Here is an 18973-nt window from a genome sequence, read left to right on the forward strand (position 1 = left end):
CATCACCGCGGCGGTGGAGCCACCTGGGCCAGCGTCGCCAACGCATACGGATTCTCGGGATCGTCCTCGATCATCCGTCGCAGCTCCGCCAGCGCCGCCGGCCCCTGCCCCCTGGCCGCCGCCGCGTGCAGGCTGCCCAGCAGATCGTGCGCGGCAAGCCACCGATAGCCGTGCGCGCGACCGAGCTCGGCATTGACCCCGTCGGCCCGCACGTAGATCAGCGCCCGCCGGCTCGCATGCACCAGCGTCCACCGCGGATCGAGATCGAAGTGCAGCCGCCCGCGATCCATCGGCACGTTGTCGAGCCACACCCACTGCAGGTCGCGCTCCCGCACCTCCTGCGCGAACGCCCGCGGATCGTGCAAGCACTCCACGTACCGCTGCACGAACGACGCCGGGTACACCAGGTCGGTCCGCCCATCGATGAACACCCGTTGCTCGGGCCACAGGTGGAACACGATGAAGCCGCCGTAGCCGAACTCGTTGAACAGCGCGCCGCTCGGCCGCTGCTGCGGCGGTAGCTCCTGCACGAACGCGAGCCCCTCCTCGGGAAAGTGCGCCGGAGCCAGCGCGGGCCCGGGCCGTGCCACCGGCCGCACCCACGTCGAGGCCAACAGCACCCCCGCCGCGGCAACCCCGATGAGCCCCCGCAGCCGCCCCTCCCATGCGCGCGACACCACGGCAAGGCCGCTCGCAGCCGGTCCCGCGCCGAGCAGCGCCAGCACGGGCAAGTGCCGCATCGACCCCAGCCCCAGCCCCAGCGCCATCGCGGCCAGCACCAGATCCCACGGTTCCCACGGCCGCTGCTTCCACTGCCCCAGTCCCGTGCCGAGCCCGAGCAATCCGATCGTCAGGAAGCTCGCAGGCGTGAGCGCGGCGATGAGCGCCACCGAGACCGGCGCCCACTCGGTGATGAGCGGGCTGTGCTCCCCCATCAATGCCACCGTGGTGGTGACGATCGCGATCCCATACGGCGTGACCAGGCAGCCGAGCCCGCTGCCCACCGCCACCATCACCGGCCGTCGCCAGTCCCGCTCGCGCCCCAGCCGGGCCTCCAGCATGCAGGCCGCCGCGTACCCCCCGAGCACCACCGGCAACAAGAGCGCCGCGCGATGCAGGTTGGCGTTGAGGATCGTCAGCGGGATCGCCCACCACAGCCCGCGCTTGCCCCCGCGGTCGCGCTCCACGAGCACCAGGATCGCCAGCAGCACCACCAGCGAGATCGAAGCCGCCCGCTCGGTGAAGCGAAACGCCACCGCATCGAGCGTGGCCGCGGCCACCACCAGCGCCAGTGCAGGTGGCACCCGCCGCTCGTGTCGAAGCAGTCGCCACGATAGAGCCGCCGTGCTCGCGAACAGCAGCGCCTTGAAGGCGATGATCGCCGTCGGACCCCCCAGTCGCCAAAGGCCATGAAACAGGATCGCCGAGCCCCAGTCCTTCCATGGCCACGGAGTGCCCGCGAAGGTATGCGAGAACACGTCCACGCTGGTGTCGGGCTCGCCCGCGATCAACAGCTCGCCCAGCCGCATGTGCCACCACAGATCGAGATCGATGATCGGTCGCAGCCCGTGCACCAGCACCGCGGTCCCCAGCAGGACCAGCACCAACCGCTCCACCGCCACCGGCAGTCGAGCCGCATCCGACGACGCAGCGCTCACCTGCCACGAGGCTAGCCCGGAGCGACCGCTTCATCCGTCGTCCCCGGCGCCGAGAGCCAACCAGCCGCCAAAATTCAGTCTTGACGCCAATCAACTACGCATGTAGTACTACGAGCGTAGTACTACATGCGTAGTGCTGCGCTCGCCCCACCTGGATCGGCTCCATGGCCCCACCCACCCAGCTCAGCGACCAGCAGCTCGCCTTCATGCGGGTGCTGTGGGATCGCGGCGAGGCCACGGCCCAGGAGGTCCAGACCGCGCTCGACGAGCAGGGCCAGGGTCTGGCCCCCACCACGGTGGCCACCGTGCTGACCCGCCTCGAGCGCAAGGGCCTGGTGGCCCATCGCCGCCGCGGCCGGCAGTTCGTCTACCGGGCGCGGGCCGGAGAGCAGGAGATCCGTCGCTCGATGCTCGCACGGCTCACCGACTTCTTCTTCGGTGGCGATCCCGATGCCCTGGTCTCGCACCTCACGGCGGGGCGCGGCCTGGGTGAGGAAGACCTGGAGGAAGTCCGGCGCCTCATCAGCGAGCGCGAGCCACCCGATCATGCGCCGGGCCATGCACCCGACCGGGCCTCGGCCCGGGAATCGAACGACGAAGACGGTGGTTAGCCGCCGCTTTTGACACACCCCCACCTCAGGGAGCGGACATCATGGAGTGGTTGTCGACCTATGTGGTGCACAGCACCGCCTTGATCGCTGCGGTATGGCTGGTGACCAGCGTGATCCCGCGCTTGTCGCTGGGGACCAAGGAGGCGCTGTGGAAGGTGGCGCTGCTCGGGCCCTTGCTCACCGCCACCGTCCACCAGGTCGCGGGCGTGCCCTCGGTGTTCGGCGAGCTGCCCATGCCGCAGGCCTTGCGCACCGAGCCCGCCCCTTCCGCTCCGGCTGCAGCGCCTGCGGCGGCCCCCACCGAGGCTCCGGTGATCGAACGAAGGATCGTCCGGCACCGCACCGGTGAGCTCGAGATCACCGCCATCCGCCAGCGCCAGCCCGAGGCGATGGTCGCCCCCGTGGCCGCCACCGCTGCCCCCACCCCCCTCACCCTCTGGCCCCTCGTGCTCCTGGGCCTGTGGATCGCCGGAGCCACCTTTGCCCTCGGGCGCCTTCTATGGAGCGCCCGCCGCCTTCGCAAGCAGCTCGCCGGTCGCCGCGACGTGATCGAAGATCCGGTGCTCGAGAGCTTCCTCGATCTGTGCAGCAAGGCCGGCCTCCGCAAGCGCCCGCGCCTGACCGCCTCGCCCCACCTGCGCTCGCCCATCGCCCTGGGGCGCCGAGAGATCTGCCTGCCCGAGCGCGCCGTCGACAGCCTCAATCCGCAGCAGCAGCACGGCATGCTCGCCCACGAGATGGCCCACCTGCTGCGTCACGATCCGCTGTGGATGGTCGCCGCTGCGGTGGTCGAGGCCGTGTTCTTCTTCCAGCCCCTCAATCACCTCGCGCGCCGCAAGATCCAGGAGGTCGCCGAGTACCAGTGCGACGACTGGGCCGCCCGTCAGTCCGGCACCGGCGTGCACCTGGCCAAGTGCCTCGCCGAGGTCGCCGGCTGGGTGGAGGAAGGCCCGCCCGTCGGCCCGGCCGCCACCGTGGTCGCGATGGCCGACCGCAGCTCGCCCATCGTTCGTCGCATCACCCGGCTGCTCCACGAGCGTCGCAAGGGCGGCCGCGTCCACCCGGTGGGTCGCGTGGCGCTGACCGTGGGCACGCTGGGCCTGGTCATTGCCCTGGTCCCCGGGGTCACCCAGGCCAAGGGCGGCGAGGCTCCCACGACCGCGCCCACCCCGATGCTGGCCCTGGCCTCCACCTCGCACGAGCCCCGCACGGTGATCTTCGAAGACCACTCCGACGGGGCTCACGACCGCTCTCGCGTGCGACTGCACGCCGGAGACGAGATCGTCGAGATCGAGGTGCAGGCACCACGCCCGCTGCCTGCACCACCGCCACCGCCCGAGCCGCCCCGGGAGCGCGTGGAGATCATGATCCACGGTCACTTCGGGAGCGTGTGGCCGTGGGGCTGGGGCGGCGGCTGGCTCGGCATGGGCATGCTCGATCTCGGCGACCTCGAGGTGATCGTGGAGGGCTCCGATCCGTTCGCCAACCCGTTCGCATGGTCCGAGGACCTCGAGCGCGCCCATGGACGGATCGAGCGCGCCCAGGAGCGAGCCGAGCGGGCACGCGAACGCGCCGAGCGAGCGCGCGAACGAGCCCTCGAGCATGCCGAGCGCGCGCGCGAGCGGGCCGAGCGAGCACGAGCGCGCATGCACGAGGACCTCGAGGACGAGCTCGAGGATGCCGTGTGGCACGGTCTGTTCGGCGTGGCATGGGACGGCGAGCCCCCGCCGGGCGTGGAACCCGACGAGGGCTGCACCTTCGGCCAGGGCTGCGTGATCGAGCTCTAGGGTGCGTTCCCCACGGGGACCGAAGCCGCTGCGTCCGCTAGACTCGACCCCATGCGGCTCGAGCTCTTGCGTGGTGCGTCCGGGGTCTGCCTCGGACTGGTGTTGCTCCTCGGTGGCTGTGTCGATCGCGAGCCCGTGCTCGAGACCGACTCGGGATCGTCGAGCGGCAGCACGGGCCCGGTGCTGACCACCACCTCGTCGACCACCACGGTACCCACCACCACCACGACCACCGTCCCGCCCGACGACACCACCACGACCACGCCCGTCACCGACGACGGAGTCTCGAGCTCCTCGTCCTCCACGACGACGAGCTCGACCGAGTCCAGCTCGAGCTCCGGGAGCCCTCCGGGCTGCGAGACCGACTGCCCCGATCACGCCCTCGACGTGGTGTTCGTGATCGACAACAGCCGCACCATGGGGCCCACCCAGCTCCGCCTCGCGAGCGCAGCGCAGCTGCTGATGAACCAGCTCCAGCAGCTCGAGGCGGCCCAGGGGATCACCCTCGATCTCCAGCTCATGGTGACCACCACCGACTTCGGCAATCCGCTGTGCACCCCGTTCGAGCCGCCCGGCTACGATCCCGCCCAGGGATCCCCCATCGCCACCGCGTGCACCGACCGCCTGCAAGACTTCACCGACCTCACCGGCATGCTCACCTTCACCGAAGCCTGCACCAACGTGTGTCCGGCCGGCGTGGCGCCCACCGATCCCTTCGTTCACGTCGCGGGGCCCATGAGCAACGTGCCCGGGGGCGATGTGGTGCAGGCCTTGCAGTGCCTGCTGCCCCAGGGCCTGAACGGCTGCGGCTACGAGCAGCCGCTCGAGAACATGCTCCAGGCGCTCAACCCTTCCGCCTCGTGGAACCAGGGCGCCGCCCCCTTCCTGCGCGACGGAGCCGATCTCGCGCTGGTGCTGCTCACCGACGAGTCCGACTGCTCCGTGCAGGACTACTCGGTGATGACCGACCCCGCGTATCAGAACATCAACCCCAACACGGGTGCTCCGGCGGCCTCGTCGGCGCTGTGCTGGAACGCCGGGATCTCCTGCAATGGTCCCGATGCGATGGGCGTGTACTCCAACTGCATGCCGGTCGTGGGACCGCTGCAAGAGACCACCCGCTACACCACCTACCTGGTCGACGAGCTCATCGGCGTCCAGGGCAAGGAGATCATGATGCTCGCGCTGGTGGGCGTGCCTGCGGTCACCGCCCACGCCGTGACCCCGCCCTACGAGCCCACCGCCGGCGGCATCGACGACCTCGTGGTCCGCGAGTGGATCGACGGCCAGTATCCCGTTGGCGACATCGTGCCTCCCGAGTTCGCCATGGGAGTCACCGCCGCCAGCAAGACCTTTCAGCTCGGCGTCGGCCCTGGCTGCACCGGCTACGACGTCGTGGGCGACCACTGGACCCAGGCCCAGCCACCCCTGCGGATCCAGACGGTGTGCGAGGCGCTCGATGCCCAGGGCAGCCCTCACTGCTGCATCGAGTCGATCTGCGACGAGGACTACACCGATGCCATGGCCTGCCTCGCGGGGATGATCGAGACCGCGCTCTGATCCGATCCGCCCGAGGAGCCGCGCATGAAGCTTCATCCGCTGGTCAGCGTTCACTTCTGCGCAGACAAGAGCCTGCTGACGCATTGCGGCTCGCTCGAGAGCATCCTCGCCCCCGACTGGGTGGGGCGCGGCCTGCTGGGTCTCGCCGACGACCCCTCCGCCGCAGACGAGATCGATGACGAGTTCCTGGGCACGCTGCGTGACCGGGGCTTCCTCTGCGAGGAGGATCGCTCCGAGGAAGAAGAGCTCAGGGGATACCTCCGTGGGTTCTTTGCGAGCCTCGACGACGGTCAGGCGCGACTGAGGGAGAAGTTCGCGACTCGGGCTCAGTACTGGCGCAACACGGACCTCGGCGCCACCACCGAAGATCTCGACATCTGCATGTTCGGTGGTTGCACGTTCGAAATCGCCATGCACTCGATCGCCCCGAGCTTCGCGCGGCGAGGCCATCGCGCAGGGATCCACCTCACCTGGCCCGTTCCCGAGCAGTACCGCGCCATGGCGGGACGATACCCGGACGCCAGGGTGTGGATCGTACAGCCGTTCATACGACAACACCTCGAGCGGCTGTTCAAGGCGGCCCTCGACGAGAACGTGATCTTCGATGACGTGGTGGCGGTGTTCCTCGACACGCTGCGGACCCAGCTGTCCGAGATCGCCACGGCCTCGCGAGGGCGGCTGTGTCTGCTGCACAACTACAGCCCTCCTCACCTCCCCGTCGCCGGCCGCTTCGACACCACGTGGCCCGCCGTCTTCAGGACCATCAACCGCACCGTCACCGAGATCGCCGATGCCCACGACCACGTCTTCGTCGTCGACGAAGAACGGATCAGCGCCACGATCGGCCGAGAAGGGGTGCACGACTCGTCCCATCGCGTGTTCGGGCACCATGCATATGCAGCGGGTCTGCTGGGCGGCCATCGGCTCCACCCCTGGGGCGACGACGCTCGCACCCAGCTGTTCTTCGATGCACTGGCCGAGGAATACGTCGTTGCCTACGAAGCATGGATCCGACGCCCACGGATCAAGCTGGTGATCGTGGACCTCGACAACACCCTGTGGCCGGGAAACGCCGGGGACGAGGGCTTCGAGCTCGATCATCAGGGCTTTCAGGTCGGGGGTCCCTACCAGGCCCTCCAGGAGGCACTCGCGCTCCTGAAGCAGCGAGGCGTGCTGCTGGCCGTCGCGAGCAAGAACACCGAGGCGGCGATCCTGCCGGTCTGGGCCGCCATGGATCATCAATACGTGCGGCGCGAGGACTTCGTCATCACGCGCATCAACTGGCGGCCCAAGTCCGAGAACATCCAGGAGATCCTCGCCGCCCTCGGCTGCGACCCTCGTCACGCCATCTTCATCGACGACAACCCGGTGGAACGCGAGGAGGTCGCCGCCGCCATCCCCGGGCTCCACGTCTACGACGGAGACATGGAAGAGGCACGCCGGTACCTGCTGGAACACCCCGCGCTCGAGACGCTCGGCGTCTCGCAGGACGCGAGCCGGCGGACGGCGATGGTGGCGGCCCAGCTGCAGCGCGACCAGGAGGTCGGCCGACACTCCACCCACGAGGACTTCCTCGAGAGCCTGGAGATCCGCCTGAGCGTGCGTCAGGCGGAGTCCGCCGACCTCCTTCGCGTTGGCGAGCTCATCGCGCGCACCAATCAATTCAACACGACCGCAGAGCGCATGCTGCACGCGGAGACGGAGGCGCTCATCGGGAGCGGCGCCGTGTGGCTGCTCCGCGCGCGGGACCGCTTCGCCGACTATGGCTCGGTGGCCATCCTCGTCCTCGAGCAGCGCCACATCCGTCTCTTCGCCATGAGCTGCCGCGTGCTTCCCCTCGAGCCAGCGGTTCCCTTCGCGAGTGAGGTGCTCCGACTCTCCGGGTCGGCGGTGCCCGGCACCACCGGCCGGCTGGTGAAGAGCGAGCGAAACGAGCCGTGCTACACGTTCTTCGAGGCGCTCGGCTTCGAGCCCACGGGAGACGACACCTGGACGCTTCGGGATGCCAGCAAGCTCCCGCAGACGAATCGCTCCATCTACCACATCGATTCCTGAGGTCCAGCCCCCGCCGCCCCTCACTTGCCGTCACACGACGCAATCGCACCCGCGTTGGCGCGCGAGGCCATCAGCTCGAAGATGCAGCGAGCGGTGGACTCCGCCGCTCGGTTGCGCCCATTCGTGCTCCCGGCGACCTCCACGAAATCGGCACCAATGACGCGGAAGTTCCGGCACAGGTGCGCGAACAAGCTCACTCCCGTGTGGTGGGAGAGTCCGCCGATCACGGGCTCGGCCGTCTCGCTCACGTCCAGCGCCGTTGCGTCGAAGGTGACATAGTACGGGAGATCCCGGGGAACCTGGGCGAAGACGCGCTCGGGCGAGGAGGTCTCCAGCCGTCGTGCCGGGATGTATCGAACCCTCTCGTCCCCCACGAAGCCGAGCTTGCCATACGAGGTGACCAGCCCACGAAGGCCGAGCTGCAGCAGGCACCGGAGCTTCGGTGACTCCAGCGCTGGCAGGAACACATTGCCATTGGTGAGCAATCCATGGCGCATCGGATAGACATCTGCCTGTGCCCCAAAGTGGATGATTCCGAAGTCCTCGCGTGTCGCAATCAGCTCTCGCAGCGGGAAGTGAGTCCATGAGTGATCGCCGCCCAGCATGACCGGCGTGATGTCCCGCTTCCACGACTCTCGCACGATGAGTGAGATCCGGTGGCCGACCATCTCCATGCTCTCGCCGCCCATGTAGGCCACGTTGCCCAGGTCGACGACCCGAGGGAATCCCGTCAGCGTGCGCTCTGCCTCGCAGTCCAGGACGGCATCTCCGGCGGAGCTCGGAACCGAGAGCCGACGCCGGAGGAGCCCGGGCCCGCGCCTCGACCCGGGGTTTCCGCCCAGATCCAGCGCAACGCCGAAGACCACGAAGTCCGGCACCTCCTCCGTGCGCCGAAGCTCCACGAGCCTCGTGCGGGTGCCAACCCCGTGCAGGCAAGGCCGGCTGATCCCCCACCGAAGCCACGGAAGGTCCTGCCACCGCACGATGATGAAGCTGTCGATCAATGGCTCGAGGAGCGCCCGCGCGCGGGCTTCGTCGAGTTCGAACGCAGAGGCCAGCGCGGCCAGCGTGGCGCCGTCTTCGAAGAATTCCAGCACGTCGAGGATGCCGCGACCCACGACGACACTGCTCCCGATGATGTCGTTGGTCAGCCGAACGTGTTCCGAGTCGAGCGCCTGGATCTCGTCTCCATCCAGGGGAAAGGTGATCAACACATCGTCGACGCCGAAGCTCTGCATGGTCACTTTCACACTCGCGTCTCGCATCCATCGAGCCACGCGGCTGCATCATTGACAATCGCAGGCAATGCATCAATGGATGAAACCGAGCCATGACGTGTCACACGGCTCGATTTCGCATACATGCTCGATCATGGACATCGACATCGACACATCCATGCTCTTCCTTTGTCGTTGACACCCTCGAGGGAAGCACAGATACTCCGGCCAGCACGATGTTCGCCGGCGACATGGCTCGTCGACGACACGTGCGATGGGAGGGTAGGACAATGGATCAAAACAAGAAGAAGAAGCTCACCCTTGACACTCAAACCGTGCGGCGTTTGACCAAGGACGAGCTGAACAATGTGAGGGGTGGGCTCGCGATCGAGGACGCCGACGTCGACGCCGCATGCAGCTACTCGCGGACCTGCGCCGACAGCAAGGGTGGCACGGCACGCAGATGCCGGAACTGATGGTTCGGGAGGGTCGGGCATCGTCCTAGGATGGTCGAGTCACCCAGACGCTGGCCTCGGCCAGCGTCACCTTCTCGAGCGTCACGCGCCAATGCATGAAACCCCATAGCGACAGCTCCTTGGCGGCGCATTGCGAGTCCGAGATGCGAGTGCTCGATGCCGACGCAGCCGAGACCGCACGGACCCTGGCCGTCGAGATCGCCCGAGCTCTCGCCCCCCTCGACGACACGCACCCGTTCACCCCCCTGCTGTTCCACTACCTCGCGGCCGAGGCCGAACATCCCAACGAGCTTCGCGAGACGGCGGAGCGCTTGCTCGAGCAACGAGTCGCCAGCCTGGGCCAGCTGCCGCACCTCGGTCTCTACGGCGGTGCCACCGGCACCGCGTGGCTCGTGGCTCACATCACCGACTCGGACCGAGATCCCGCGGACGTCGATGGGGATCCCCTCGCCGACTTCGACGATGCACTCCTCGAGTTCGTCCGCGAGGCCCCGACCGACGGCTTCTTCGATCTCATCTGTGGCATGGTCGGCTACGGCGTCTACTTCCTCGAGCGCCACCCTCGAGGGCTGGCCGCCGCTGGGCTGGCCGCCGTGGTCGACGCGCTGCTCGCGATGTCGCGTCCGCATGACCACGGGCTCTCGTGGTTCACCGGCCCGCAGCTCTTGTACCCCCACCAGCGAGAGAAGGACCCAAACGGTCACACGGACCTGGGAGTCGCGCATGGCTCCGCCGGGGTCGTCTACCTGCTGGCCAAGGCGAGCCAGCTGAACGCGCACCCGAGAGCCTCGACCGCCCTGGACCAGGCGGTGAGCGCGTTGCTCTCGAACGAGCGCGACGCTCCCCTCCCGTACTGCGCTGGAGGAGCGCCTGCCCGCGTGGCCTGGTGCTATGGCGATCTCGGGGTTGGAGCCGCGCTCTGCGTGGCAGGACACTGCGTGGGAGAGCCGCGCTGGATCGCCCGCGGCGCAGCCCTCGCAGAGCGGGCGTTCGCCCGCGCCGAGGACGACGATGGGGTGGTGGATGCCTGCCTGTGCCACGGCGCGCTCGGCAACGCCCACATCTTCGGTCGTCTGTTCCGGCTCACGAATCGAGAGGTCTTCGCCGTTGCGTCTCGTCGTGACTTCGAGCGTGGACTCGACCACTGCATGGCGACTCCCGCCGACCATCGCTGGACCGCCGACACCTCCTTCACCACCGGATCACTGGGGATGGCCTTGTGCCTCCTCGGGCTGGCCGGTGTCGATTCTTCGTGGGATCGCCTCCTGTGCCTGAGCTGAGCGCCGATGAAGATCTCCCCCGACCGAACGTTCGTCACGTTTCCGCGACTCCAGCGGGACCCCCAGAGTGCAGGCGGCGACCTCGTCACGATCTGCAATCCGTACATGGGACTCGGGGTGGCCCTCACCCCGGGTGCGCTCGAGCTCCTGGAATTCTTCGAAGGAGGAGCCACCCTCGCGGACGTCGTCGAGGCCTCCGATCTCGATGAAGAGCGAGCCCAGCACCTGCTCGAGCCGCTGACCGACAACTACATCCTGGTTCCGGCCGACGACCTCGAGTGGCTGCTCCATGGCGTGTGCGCCAAGGTCCAGCGCCCGGTGGGCACCTACACCCGCGTGACCGATCTCGACGAGCTGCCGAAGACGCCCGCGTTCGCCGTCTTCGGCGTCCCGCTCGATCTCGGCGGCGTCTACGGGGCCCGGTTTGGCCCGGAAGCGGTTCGCAACGCCCTTCCCAAGCTCTCGCTGCGCAGCCAAGGCGACGACCAATCGCGCGTGCTCCTCGACTTCGAGAACGAGCGATGCTTCCACGAGCTGCCGCTCGTCATCGACCTGGGCGACGTCCGCTACCACCCCGGGGAGAGCCTGGAGACGATTGGCAAGCGCATCGCGTTCGTGATCAGGGAGACACGGGCTCGCGGGATCGTCCCTCTGATGATCGGTGGTGACCACGCGTGGACGCACTTCACCCTGGCCGAGCTGGCTCGAGCCGGAGAGGACTTCGGCATCATCCACTTCGACGCCCACCACGACATGTACCCGGATGCCCATGGCCGCCTCAACCACGCCAACACGTTCCTCGGGATCCTCGAGTCGGATCATCTGAAGGTGCTGCACCAGATCGGCCTGAGGACGCTGCAGCTGCCCGACGATCGCTCGGTCTTGCACGGGGATCCCCGCGTGCAGTTCACGTCCGCCCGCCGCGCGCGCACCATGTCGGCCCAGGACGTGCTGGCCTCCTTGCCCAGGGACATCCCCTACTACGTGTCGTTCGACGTCGATTGCATGGACGTCGACGAGACCGGAAGCCCCGTGATCGGGGGTCTGTCCTACTACGACGGGCTCGAGCTGTTCGAGCACATCGGCAAGACCTTCGACATCATCGGCGCCGACTTCATGGAGGTCGCGGGAGAGGGCCGGCCCCACAATCGCGGGGCAGAGCTGACCGGCCGCTACCTGTTCGAGCTCATCGTCGGCAAGCAGACGTCCCACCCCCTACGGGACTACATCGGGCGGATCGAGACCAAGCGCCCGTTCTGAGCGCCCCACGATGAGCATCACGCCACACGACCTGATCCATCCCCTGGACGTCGACGCCTTCGTCCGTGATCACGTGCTGGCGGGTCGGCACCACCTGTCGCCACCTCGCGAGTCCGTGCTCGCCGAGCTTGCGACGGTTCCCGAGCTCCAGTGCATCGATCGACTCCTGCGCACCCCGGTGAAGGTCCAGCTGTTCGGGTCCAAGGGGTTCCGCGCCCCGTGCCCCAACCATGCGGCCCGCGCGTTCCTCGACGAGGGCTACGTGCTGTACGTGACGCGCGTGCACACGGCCGTACCCGCCGCACGAGACCTCGTAGAGGGTATCTGCACGTTCTTCGGCGTCCATCCCCGGTACGTGCGCCTCGAGGCGTTTGCTGGCAATGCGGGCGCGATCTCGTCGATGCACTACGACCACGATGTCAACTTCCACGTGCTGCTGCGCGGCCACAAGCGCTGGCGCGTGGAGGCCAACGCACACATCGACAATCCCCTCGAGGCCCACCACGCTCCTGGCAACCCCAAGGACGAGCTCCACGCCAAGTCGCTGCCGCTGCCGCGCACGTTCTGCCATCCCCAGGTCCTCTCGATGGCACCGGGCTGCTGCCTGTTCCTTCCCTCGGGCTACTGGCACGAGGTGGAGAGCCTCGGGTCGACCTTTGCGCTCAACATCGTCATCGACCCGCCCCGAGTCCACGAGCTGGTCGCCCAGGCGCTCGAGAACAAGCTCGGCTGGACGAGTCGACACCGGGGCTTCGCCCTTGGCCTGCTCGGCGACGGCGCCCCGCCGATGCTCCAGGCGCACGCCGTGGCCACGTTCGAGGAGGTTCGCAAGGCTGCGCTGGAGCTGCTCTCCACGCTCGAGCCCGAGGACGCCAGCGTGGCGCTCGAGGAGCAACGGTATCGCTGGTCGGTGCTGCCCGCCGACCGGCGCGTGGTGCTGCGCGACGGCGAGCTGGAGGGCCTCGAGCTCGACCTGCGATTTCGGGCGCTGATGGAGCAGCTCGTGCGGCTCGAGGGCAGCTTCGACCTGCGTCAGCTCTGCGCCTGGGCGCCCGAGGTCTCCGCAGAGGAGATGCTCGCGTTGGTCCTCGAGCTCGTCGCCCGCGACATCCTCGAGCGGGATGCGACCTGAGGGTGCCACCATGACCCGCGATCACTCGGCGCTCGACTTCACCTGGGATCGGTTCTTCGCCCGCGGCGAACTCCAGCGCACACCGGCGGTCTGGAAGCATCCGTGCCCTTGGCCGCTCTCGTCCCCCAAGGAAGCAATCGACGTGCTCGCACGCGCCTGCGAGGAGGGATCGATCGCGAGAGTCCCGGAGTCGGAGTGCAAGATCCGTCTGTTTCGCGACGGCGTGCTCTCCGAGCTCGACCCCCAGCGGATTCCTCGAGCCACGGATGCGTCGCCCGAGCACTACATCGAGCGCCTGCAGGCAGCAACGCCCGGCGAGACGATCGGCCTGATCCTCAACGACTATCACTGCCTCGACGACGAGCTGTGGCGCCGAATTCGGGGCTTCTTCCGCGCGTGGTTCGAACGCACGGGTATGCCCGCCGGCGGAGCGACCGCCGACATCTTCCTGGCCAGCTACCCGGTGACGCCGTTCGGGGTGCACCAAGACACCCAGGACGTCTTCACCTGGGTCGTGTCCGGGGAGAAGCGATTCCTCGTGTGGCCACCGGAGGTCTTCGACGGGGTCGACCCCCGCACGGTCGACTACGAGGACTACCGGGACCGGGCCACCGTGCTCGAGGGCGCCCCGGGAGACCTCATGTTCTGGCCATCGACCCACTGGCACATCGCGGAGTCGGTGGGAGCTCCCGTGGTGACGCTGAGCCTGGGACGCTTCATGGACTCGGCGCAAGACGTGGCACTCGACGACGCGCGGGCCTTCTTCGTCGACGCGACCGCGGTCGAGGGACTCGACCGAACCCCGCGAACCCTGGAGCGCGAGCGTCGCTCGGTTCAGGCCCTTCCCGAGCCCTTGCGAGCGGCAACGGAGCACGTCCGCCAGCGGATGGAGGACGCGATCCATCGCCGGTGGCTGGAACGCCGGTCGAATGCTGGGCTCCCACCTCCGCCCTCGCGCACGACACCCCTCCCGGCCTCGGCACGGATTGCCGCCGACCCGGCCTTCCCGATCCTGTGGGCCGAGTCCCGGGAAGGATTGCTCGTTGCGGGCGCCGGACGAGCGCTGCTCTCGCCCGACGCCCCCTGGCTGCCGGCCCTGCTCGACGTGCTCAACCAGGGGGTTCCGCTCGCTCCCAGCGAGCTCCTCGACGGGCTCGATCACGATGGGCTGGAGCCCGGGTGGAGGGCGCGTGCGATGGACACGATCGCCCGGCTCTACTCGTTTCGCGCGCTGTCGTAGCGCTCCGGCTCGAAGGTCACGCTCCTCAGGTAGTCCAGCAGCTCCTGCGGCTCGTCGAGCTCGTCGGCCCGACTCGCGCAACGATTGTAGGCCAGGTTCAGCGGGTGCTCTCGAGTACAGGCATCCCGCACGAACTCGGGCACGTACAGCACCCAGCGCGTGTCGGGCTCGGTCCTCGCGAGCGCTCGACCGTCGAGCCGACGCAGCCGAAGCTCGGGAGGCTGGCGGCTCGCAGCCCGTGCGCCGGGAAAGACGGAGGCCACGGCGAACGAGAACAGCCCCTCGAGCTCGCGACGAGCCGCAGACGACATGTGAAGGGTCGCCGCGATCGGATCGATGACGGCCCGTGCGAGGTGCTCGGGTGCGCTCAGCGGGTGCGGCTCGCTCAGCGCCTGCTCGAGCTCTTCGAGGAAGCAGCGCACACAGTCGCGCTCCAGCCCGTACATGGGCAGATGGTCGATCATGAACGTCAAGCGGCTCTCGAGCCACGCCGCGAACAGCTTCATCTCTAGCGCGCACCGCAGCGGGGCCACGAGGCCGATGAGCTCGCCGGGCCGGCGAAGCATCGCCTTCTCTCCCCTGGCCTCCAGAGCTTCGACCTTGAACCCCAGGGCAGCGCTCGGAAACACCGTGGGCATCTCCAGATCGAGGAAGCGACCGTCGAGCGAGTAGTTGTTGTGAACCGATCCCCAGTCGATCCCGAGCGACCAGGCTGCTTGGAGTCGCTCGATCAAGAGCTCGAACCGCGCCGCCAGGTGCCTGGCGACCACATCGGGAGCGATGCCTTCGGTCACGTCGCTCTCGAAGCCCGTCGACGCCGCGCCGAGGGCCTCGAACAGCTCGGCAATGCGGTCGTCGCCCTCCGCACGGAGGAGCGGCAGCTGATTCACCCACCACACGATGTTGGACATGCGCGCGAAGCCGGCCGCCTTGACGCTGATCGCCTGCGTCGCCCCGTCGACCGGCGGCAGGGACGAGGCCGTCTGATCCTCTCCATGCGTGAAGACCTCCCGCACGTGGTCTTGCAGGTCGCCCGGCAGCGGACGCACGAGGATGCCGGTGCAGGGATTGACGAGCTCTGCGTGACCGTGCGCGGCGAGCAAGCCCGAGATCAAATACTCGCGGATCGCTCCGCTCGTGAGCAGGATCCCCGAGTTGTGGTAGAGGTCACTGGTGTTCCAATTGCCAGCCAGCAGCGTTCGACCAATGCCCTTGAGGTAGTGATCCCGATGGAATCCGGCACGCCCCGCTCCCAGTCGTCCCGCATGGTTGTGGTGGAGGTCGAGCTGGAAGTCGCAGTGGAGCAAGCGGTCCGCGGGTATGGACCGCGTGCGTCCGGAGTAGGTACCAAGGCGCCCGAGCGAGACCTCGACGTTGAAGTCGCGATGCTCCTCGCGCAGCGGCACGAAGGTGGATTCCTCGACGGGAACCGGGATGGTCCAGGGATGGATCATGGGTGCTTGCGCCTCCTGGCCTGGAGCGAGCGGTAGTGCCGGCACAAGAAGTCGTGGATCACCAGCTCGTATGCGCGCTGATGGGATGGCATCAGACGATTGATGAACATGTGAGCGTAGCTCTCGGCCAGCTCCTCCCTGGTGATGATTCCGGAGTCCTCCAGAGCCCGTAGCTCGTCGCGAAGGTCGGCGATGACGCGGCCGCGCCGGCGAAGGCACTCGATCCCGGGGGCGAGCGGGTGAGCGGCCACGTCCGGCGCGCCAAACAGGTCCTCCAGCGCGGCTCTCGACGCGCGATACTTCGCGCCGAGCGAGGCCTTGCTGCGGGTCGAGCTCGCCCGAAACTCCTCACCGAAGTACTGACGCATGCCCGAGGCCACCGCGAGCTTGGCGGAGAGCGGCAGCCCCAGATCGTCGAACAGCATGTCGGTCCCGAGGATGGCCAGACGCCAGCGCGCATCGACCCCATCGGAGCCGGAGTACAGGCCCACGAGGTCGGCGACCGCCCCGCTGTCGGCCGTGAAGACCTGCTCGGCCACCCGGATTCCCGCGTCGCCACCGTAGCGCGGCAGCTCGCGTCGATACGTGCCGTGCTCGAGCTTCCAGATCCCACCATCGTCGAGCCAGGGCGACAGCGCCTCGAGGACGCGAGGGTAGACCTCGGAGAGCAGATGCTTCGCGGAACCATGGAACCGCACCCGGAGGTGCCAGTCGGGATCGCCATACCGCAGGAAGTGCCACTGGTCGATCAGAGCATCCGCCAACAGGGCGCGAGCCAGGGGGCCCAGGGCATCACCCACGATCCGCTCGGCCGTGGCCTCGCCGGCGAACAACCTCAGGTACACCCACTCACTCCCGGGGAAGAACACACCCCGCTGCTGGCGATCGGTCACCCGGCGAACGACGGTGCGCACCCGATCGTCTGGGGCGTCCTGCCCTCCGTCGCGAACGGCGGGCACCAGGATCTGCTGCACGTACGGACCGTCCTCGGAGCCGACCACGAGCTCGTCGGGCGACGGAAGGACCTCGGTGATGTAGAGCGGACGACCCCGCCCGGCGTGGTCGAGGAACGCATCGACACCGAGGATGTTGTCGAGGTCGAACGGGAGCTCCCGGTCGCTGTGACGGATCGCGATGAAGCGCGGGAGCTGCAGCTCGGCCCGGAGCTCGCACACGGCGCGGTACCGGTCTGGACTTCGAGCGGCCGCGATCGAGCGCAGCCTGGACGGGTCGATGCGCCAGATCGCCTTCTCGATGACGATGTTCCGATGGACGAGGCGCGGCAGGAAGTCGAGCCCACCGAGGTCGCCCCACGACCAGATGATGTCCGACTCGCAGCGCTGGCTGGAGAGCAGACACAAGAAGCGATAGATCGTATGACCGAGCTTGTCGTAGTTGTGTGAGTTGCTGAGGCACGGAACGATCTGACGATCGAGGCGATTCGACCACAGGATCACCTCGTCTTGGACCACGCACACGTCGAGGTCGGACAAGGGGATCTGCTGATCCTCGTCCGCCCCCGAGACCGCGAGGAACACGATCTCGTGATCGCGCAGGACCGGCCGGCCGACGATGTTTCCCATGCGTCCGTGGGGCAGGAACACGATCTCGGCGAAGACGCAATCCGAGCGCAGCGCCTCCTCCCGCCGCAGGTGCTCGCGAATTCCCGCGTCCAACGCCGGATACAGGCCCGAGAACCGCGTGAGCTGCCGAACCCCGGGTGGTCCCACCGCAAAGTCGAAGAGGATCTGGAAGCGCCCTGCATTCAGCGCGTCGATCGACTCGGCGGCAATGCGTGCGCAGATGCCCACGGCATCGGGTGGGGGCCTCGCATCCGTGTCCGACAGCCGCTCGACCATCGCGTCGGTCAGCTCGAGGACCCGCTCTCCCCTTGCCGCGACCCGAAGGAGCTCGGGGAGCAGCACCTCGATCACCCCCCGCGGGATCACGCAGCTCCCGGGCGCGGGAGGGTCGAGGAGCAGCCCGCCGAGCAACGGGTTGCCCTCGGCCACGGGCGACCGCGTGGAGTCGAAGCCAATGCCTGCCTCGTCGTCGAGGACCGTGAGCAGGGGAACACGTGCGTTCTCGTAGCGCTCGCCGAAGGCCCGCTTGAACGCGAACAGCGGATCCTCGTTGGCCCGAGCCGTGATGCGATGGACCACCCGCAGTCCCTCGACGAGAGCCTCGAAGACGGGTTCACCGAGCGTCATTCGGCCAGTGGGCTGCATCAGATCGATCTGCACGGCCTCGGCGAGGCTCGCTCCGGGCGCCAGGTGCTCGAGCGAGGCCATCACCTCCTGGTGGCGTTCGAGCGGAGGCGTGATGCCGTCGCGGTCGAGCGCCGCGAGCCCCGTACGAATGCTCATCAGTGACGAACGCAGCCGCTCGGCGGCGGTCACGGGCGCGAGCTGGTCGAGGACGTCCGCGAGCGGATCGTCGGAGGTCACGGGAGGAGCCATGCGCGCGTCCAGGAGCTGCACGTCGATGAGCTGATGAACGTAGGCCTCGGCCTCCTCGGCCGCGATCTCCGGATCCAGCTCGACCAGCCCCTGGACCAGGTCGTCCATGCTCGCGCCAGCTCGCGCAATCTCCAGCACGTGGGCGAGGTGGGGCGTCTCTTCGGTCAGCATCAGCGCGTAGGCCCGGGACTTCCCGATGCGCTGGGCGCAGCCATGACGCAGGCGTCCAGCCGCTCGGGCGAGGGTGGAGTTCGGATGGAGCTTCACCTGGCTGCGCACCAACGGGTCCTCCAGGAGCCGCGCGAGCGCGTCGGCGAGCACCCCCGTGTCGAGACGCGTTCTGCGTTGCCACTCGGATCTCGGACTCATCCGCAGGTCCGTGGTCGCACCGAAGATTCCCACCGAGACGCCGGCGAACAGTCCGAACGGTGTCGGCCGGCCAGCCATGCGGCCGAGGTAGCGCACGAGGGCGGCTTCCACCGCGCGCTCGCGTGGGCCGTCTTGCCCCCGTTCCCACGCTTCGATGCTCGCATGCAGCGAAGGTGAGGCGAGCATGATCGCATCGCGAAACAGGCGATCGGCCACGACTCGACGCAGATGTGCGCGCGCGCGCTCACGTGCCTCGCGACAGCGCTCCTCGAGCGAGCCCTCGTCTGCTCGACGCACGATGTCACCGAGCGCGTGCTCACCGACCCACCGATCGAACGTGCTCCAGGGGTAGGCGGGGCTGCGGGAGAGAAAGAAGCCTTGATGTCGGTATTCCGGTCGGGACGCAGCCATGATT

The 18973-nt window shown here is 68.2% G+C and carries 13 protein-coding genes; 9 read left to right on the forward strand and 4 right to left on the reverse strand.

What is annotated here, in order from left to right:
- Positions 1–2 precede the first annotated feature (2 nt).
- A complete protein-coding gene (locus OEB96_RS44520; RefSeq protein ID WP_266223083.1) occupies positions 3–1658 on the reverse strand; it encodes a hypothetical protein in 1656 nt (551 codons plus the stop codon).
- Between the two features lie 164 nt (positions 1659–1822).
- Between OEB96_RS44520 and OEB96_RS44525 the strand changes: the two genes are divergently transcribed.
- From OEB96_RS44525 to OEB96_RS44540, 4 genes are read left to right on the forward strand one after another with little or no spacing between them, the layout of a single operon-like run.
- A complete protein-coding gene (locus OEB96_RS44525) occupies positions 1823–2269 on the forward strand; it encodes a BlaI/MecI/CopY family transcriptional regulator (protein WP_266223084.1) in 447 nt (148 codons plus the stop codon).
- 41 nt (positions 2270–2310) lie between these two features.
- On the forward strand, positions 2311–4056 hold the full coding sequence (locus tag OEB96_RS44530) for a M56 family metallopeptidase (RefSeq protein ID WP_266223085.1): 1746 nt from the start codon (positions 2311–2313) through the stop codon (positions 4054–4056).
- 51 nt (positions 4057–4107) lie between these two features.
- Entirely contained in the window at positions 4108–5616 is a 1509-nt protein-coding gene (locus OEB96_RS44535; protein ID WP_266223086.1) for a hypothetical protein, read from the forward strand.
- Between the two features lie 24 nt (positions 5617–5640).
- A complete protein-coding gene (locus OEB96_RS44540; RefSeq protein ID WP_266223087.1) occupies positions 5641–7671 on the forward strand; it encodes an HAD-IIIC family phosphatase in 2031 nt (676 codons plus the stop codon).
- 20 nt (positions 7672–7691) lie between these two features.
- Here the strand turns inward: OEB96_RS44540 and OEB96_RS44545 are convergent, their stop codons facing one another.
- Positions 7692–8909 (reverse strand): arginase family protein, encoded by a 1218-nt coding sequence (locus OEB96_RS44545; RefSeq protein WP_266223088.1) that lies wholly within the window; start codon positions 8907–8909, stop codon positions 7692–7694.
- 269 nt (positions 8910–9178) lie between these two features.
- On the opposite strand from OEB96_RS44545, the gene OEB96_RS44550 reads away from it, so the two are divergent.
- The 5 genes from OEB96_RS44550 to OEB96_RS44570 all read left to right on the forward strand — a co-directional run bounded on the left by OEB96_RS44550 (position 9179) and on the right by OEB96_RS44570 (position 14276).
- Positions 9179–9364 (forward strand): class I lanthipeptide, encoded by a 186-nt coding sequence (locus tag OEB96_RS44550; RefSeq protein ID WP_266223089.1) that lies wholly within the window; start codon positions 9179–9181, stop codon positions 9362–9364.
- A gap of 95 nt (positions 9365–9459) precedes the next feature.
- Positions 9460–10644, forward strand: coding sequence for a lanthionine synthetase LanC family protein (locus OEB96_RS44555; protein WP_266223090.1), 1185 nt, complete (start codon positions 9460–9462; stop codon positions 10642–10644).
- Positions 10645–10650: 6 nt separating this feature from the next.
- Positions 10651–11904: an arginase family protein gene (locus tag OEB96_RS44560; RefSeq protein ID WP_266223091.1), complete on the forward strand. Its 1254-nt coding sequence runs from the start codon at positions 10651–10653 to the stop codon at positions 11902–11904.
- A gap of 10 nt (positions 11905–11914) precedes the next feature.
- The gene (locus OEB96_RS44565) at positions 11915–13036 is read left to right on the forward strand and encodes a cupin-like domain-containing protein (RefSeq protein WP_266223092.1); all 1122 of its coding nucleotides are present in this window, start codon (positions 11915–11917) and stop codon (positions 13034–13036) included.
- A gap of 10 nt (positions 13037–13046) precedes the next feature.
- On the forward strand, positions 13047–14276 hold the full coding sequence (locus tag OEB96_RS44570; RefSeq protein WP_266223093.1) for a JmjC domain-containing protein: 1230 nt from the start codon (positions 13047–13049) through the stop codon (positions 14274–14276).
- Here the strand turns inward: OEB96_RS44570 and OEB96_RS44575 are convergent.
- Both OEB96_RS44575 and OEB96_RS44580 read right to left on the reverse strand, forming a co-directional pair.
- The gene (locus OEB96_RS44575; RefSeq protein WP_266223094.1) at positions 14252–15730 is read right to left on the reverse strand and encodes a hypothetical protein; all 1479 of its coding nucleotides are present in this window, start codon (positions 15728–15730) and stop codon (positions 14252–14254) included. The genes OEB96_RS44570 and OEB96_RS44575 overlap by 25 nt on opposite strands.
- Entirely contained in the window at positions 15727–18969 is a 3243-nt protein-coding gene (locus tag OEB96_RS44580; protein ID WP_266223095.1) for a lantibiotic dehydratase, read from the reverse strand. The genes OEB96_RS44575 and OEB96_RS44580 overlap by 4 nt, the downstream gene beginning before the upstream one ends.
- Positions 18970–18973: the final 4 nt, after the last annotated feature.

The organism is Paraliomyxa miuraensis (assembly GCF_026337845.1).
GTDB classification, from domain to species: Bacteria; Myxococcota_A; Polyangia; order Nannocystales; family Nannocystaceae; genus Paraliomyxa; species Paraliomyxa miuraensis.

What these genes read in the sequence shown, in the direction of transcription:
- OEB96_RS44545 (WP_266223088.1), bottom strand. Translation starts at nt 8,909, where the DNA reads ATGCAGAGCTTCGGCGTCGACGATGTGTTGATCACCTTTCCCCTGGAT.
- OEB96_RS44570 (WP_266223093.1), top strand. Translation starts at nt 13,047, where the DNA reads ATGACCCGCGATCACTCGGCGCTCGACTTCACCTGGGATCGGTTCTTC.
- OEB96_RS44575 (WP_266223094.1), bottom strand. Translation starts at nt 15,730, where the DNA reads ATGATCCATCCCTGGACCATCCCGGTTCCCGTCGAGGAATCCACCTTC.
- OEB96_RS44540 (WP_266223087.1), top strand. Translation starts at nt 5,641, where the DNA reads ATGAAGCTTCATCCGCTGGTCAGCGTTCACTTCTGCGCAGACAAGAGC.
- OEB96_RS44525 (WP_266223084.1), top strand. Translation starts at nt 1,823, where the DNA reads ATGGCCCCACCCACCCAGCTCAGCGACCAGCAGCTCGCCTTCATGCGG.
- OEB96_RS44565 (WP_266223092.1), top strand. Translation starts at nt 11,915, where the DNA reads ATGAGCATCACGCCACACGACCTGATCCATCCCCTGGACGTCGACGCC.
- OEB96_RS44550 (WP_266223089.1), top strand. Translation starts at nt 9,179, where the DNA reads ATGGATCAAAACAAGAAGAAGAAGCTCACCCTTGACACTCAAACCGTG.
- OEB96_RS44560 (WP_266223091.1), top strand. Translation starts at nt 10,651, where the DNA reads ATGAAGATCTCCCCCGACCGAACGTTCGTCACGTTTCCGCGACTCCAG.
- OEB96_RS44555 (WP_266223090.1), top strand. Translation starts at nt 9,460, where the DNA reads ATGAAACCCCATAGCGACAGCTCCTTGGCGGCGCATTGCGAGTCCGAG.
- OEB96_RS44530 (WP_266223085.1), top strand. Translation starts at nt 2,311, where the DNA reads ATGGAGTGGTTGTCGACCTATGTGGTGCACAGCACCGCCTTGATCGCT.
- OEB96_RS44580 (WP_266223095.1), bottom strand. Translation starts at nt 18,969, where the DNA reads ATGGCTGCGTCCCGACCGGAATACCGACATCAAGGCTTCTTTCTCTCC.
- OEB96_RS44535 (WP_266223086.1), top strand. Translation starts at nt 4,108, where the DNA reads ATGCGGCTCGAGCTCTTGCGTGGTGCGTCCGGGGTCTGCCTCGGACTG.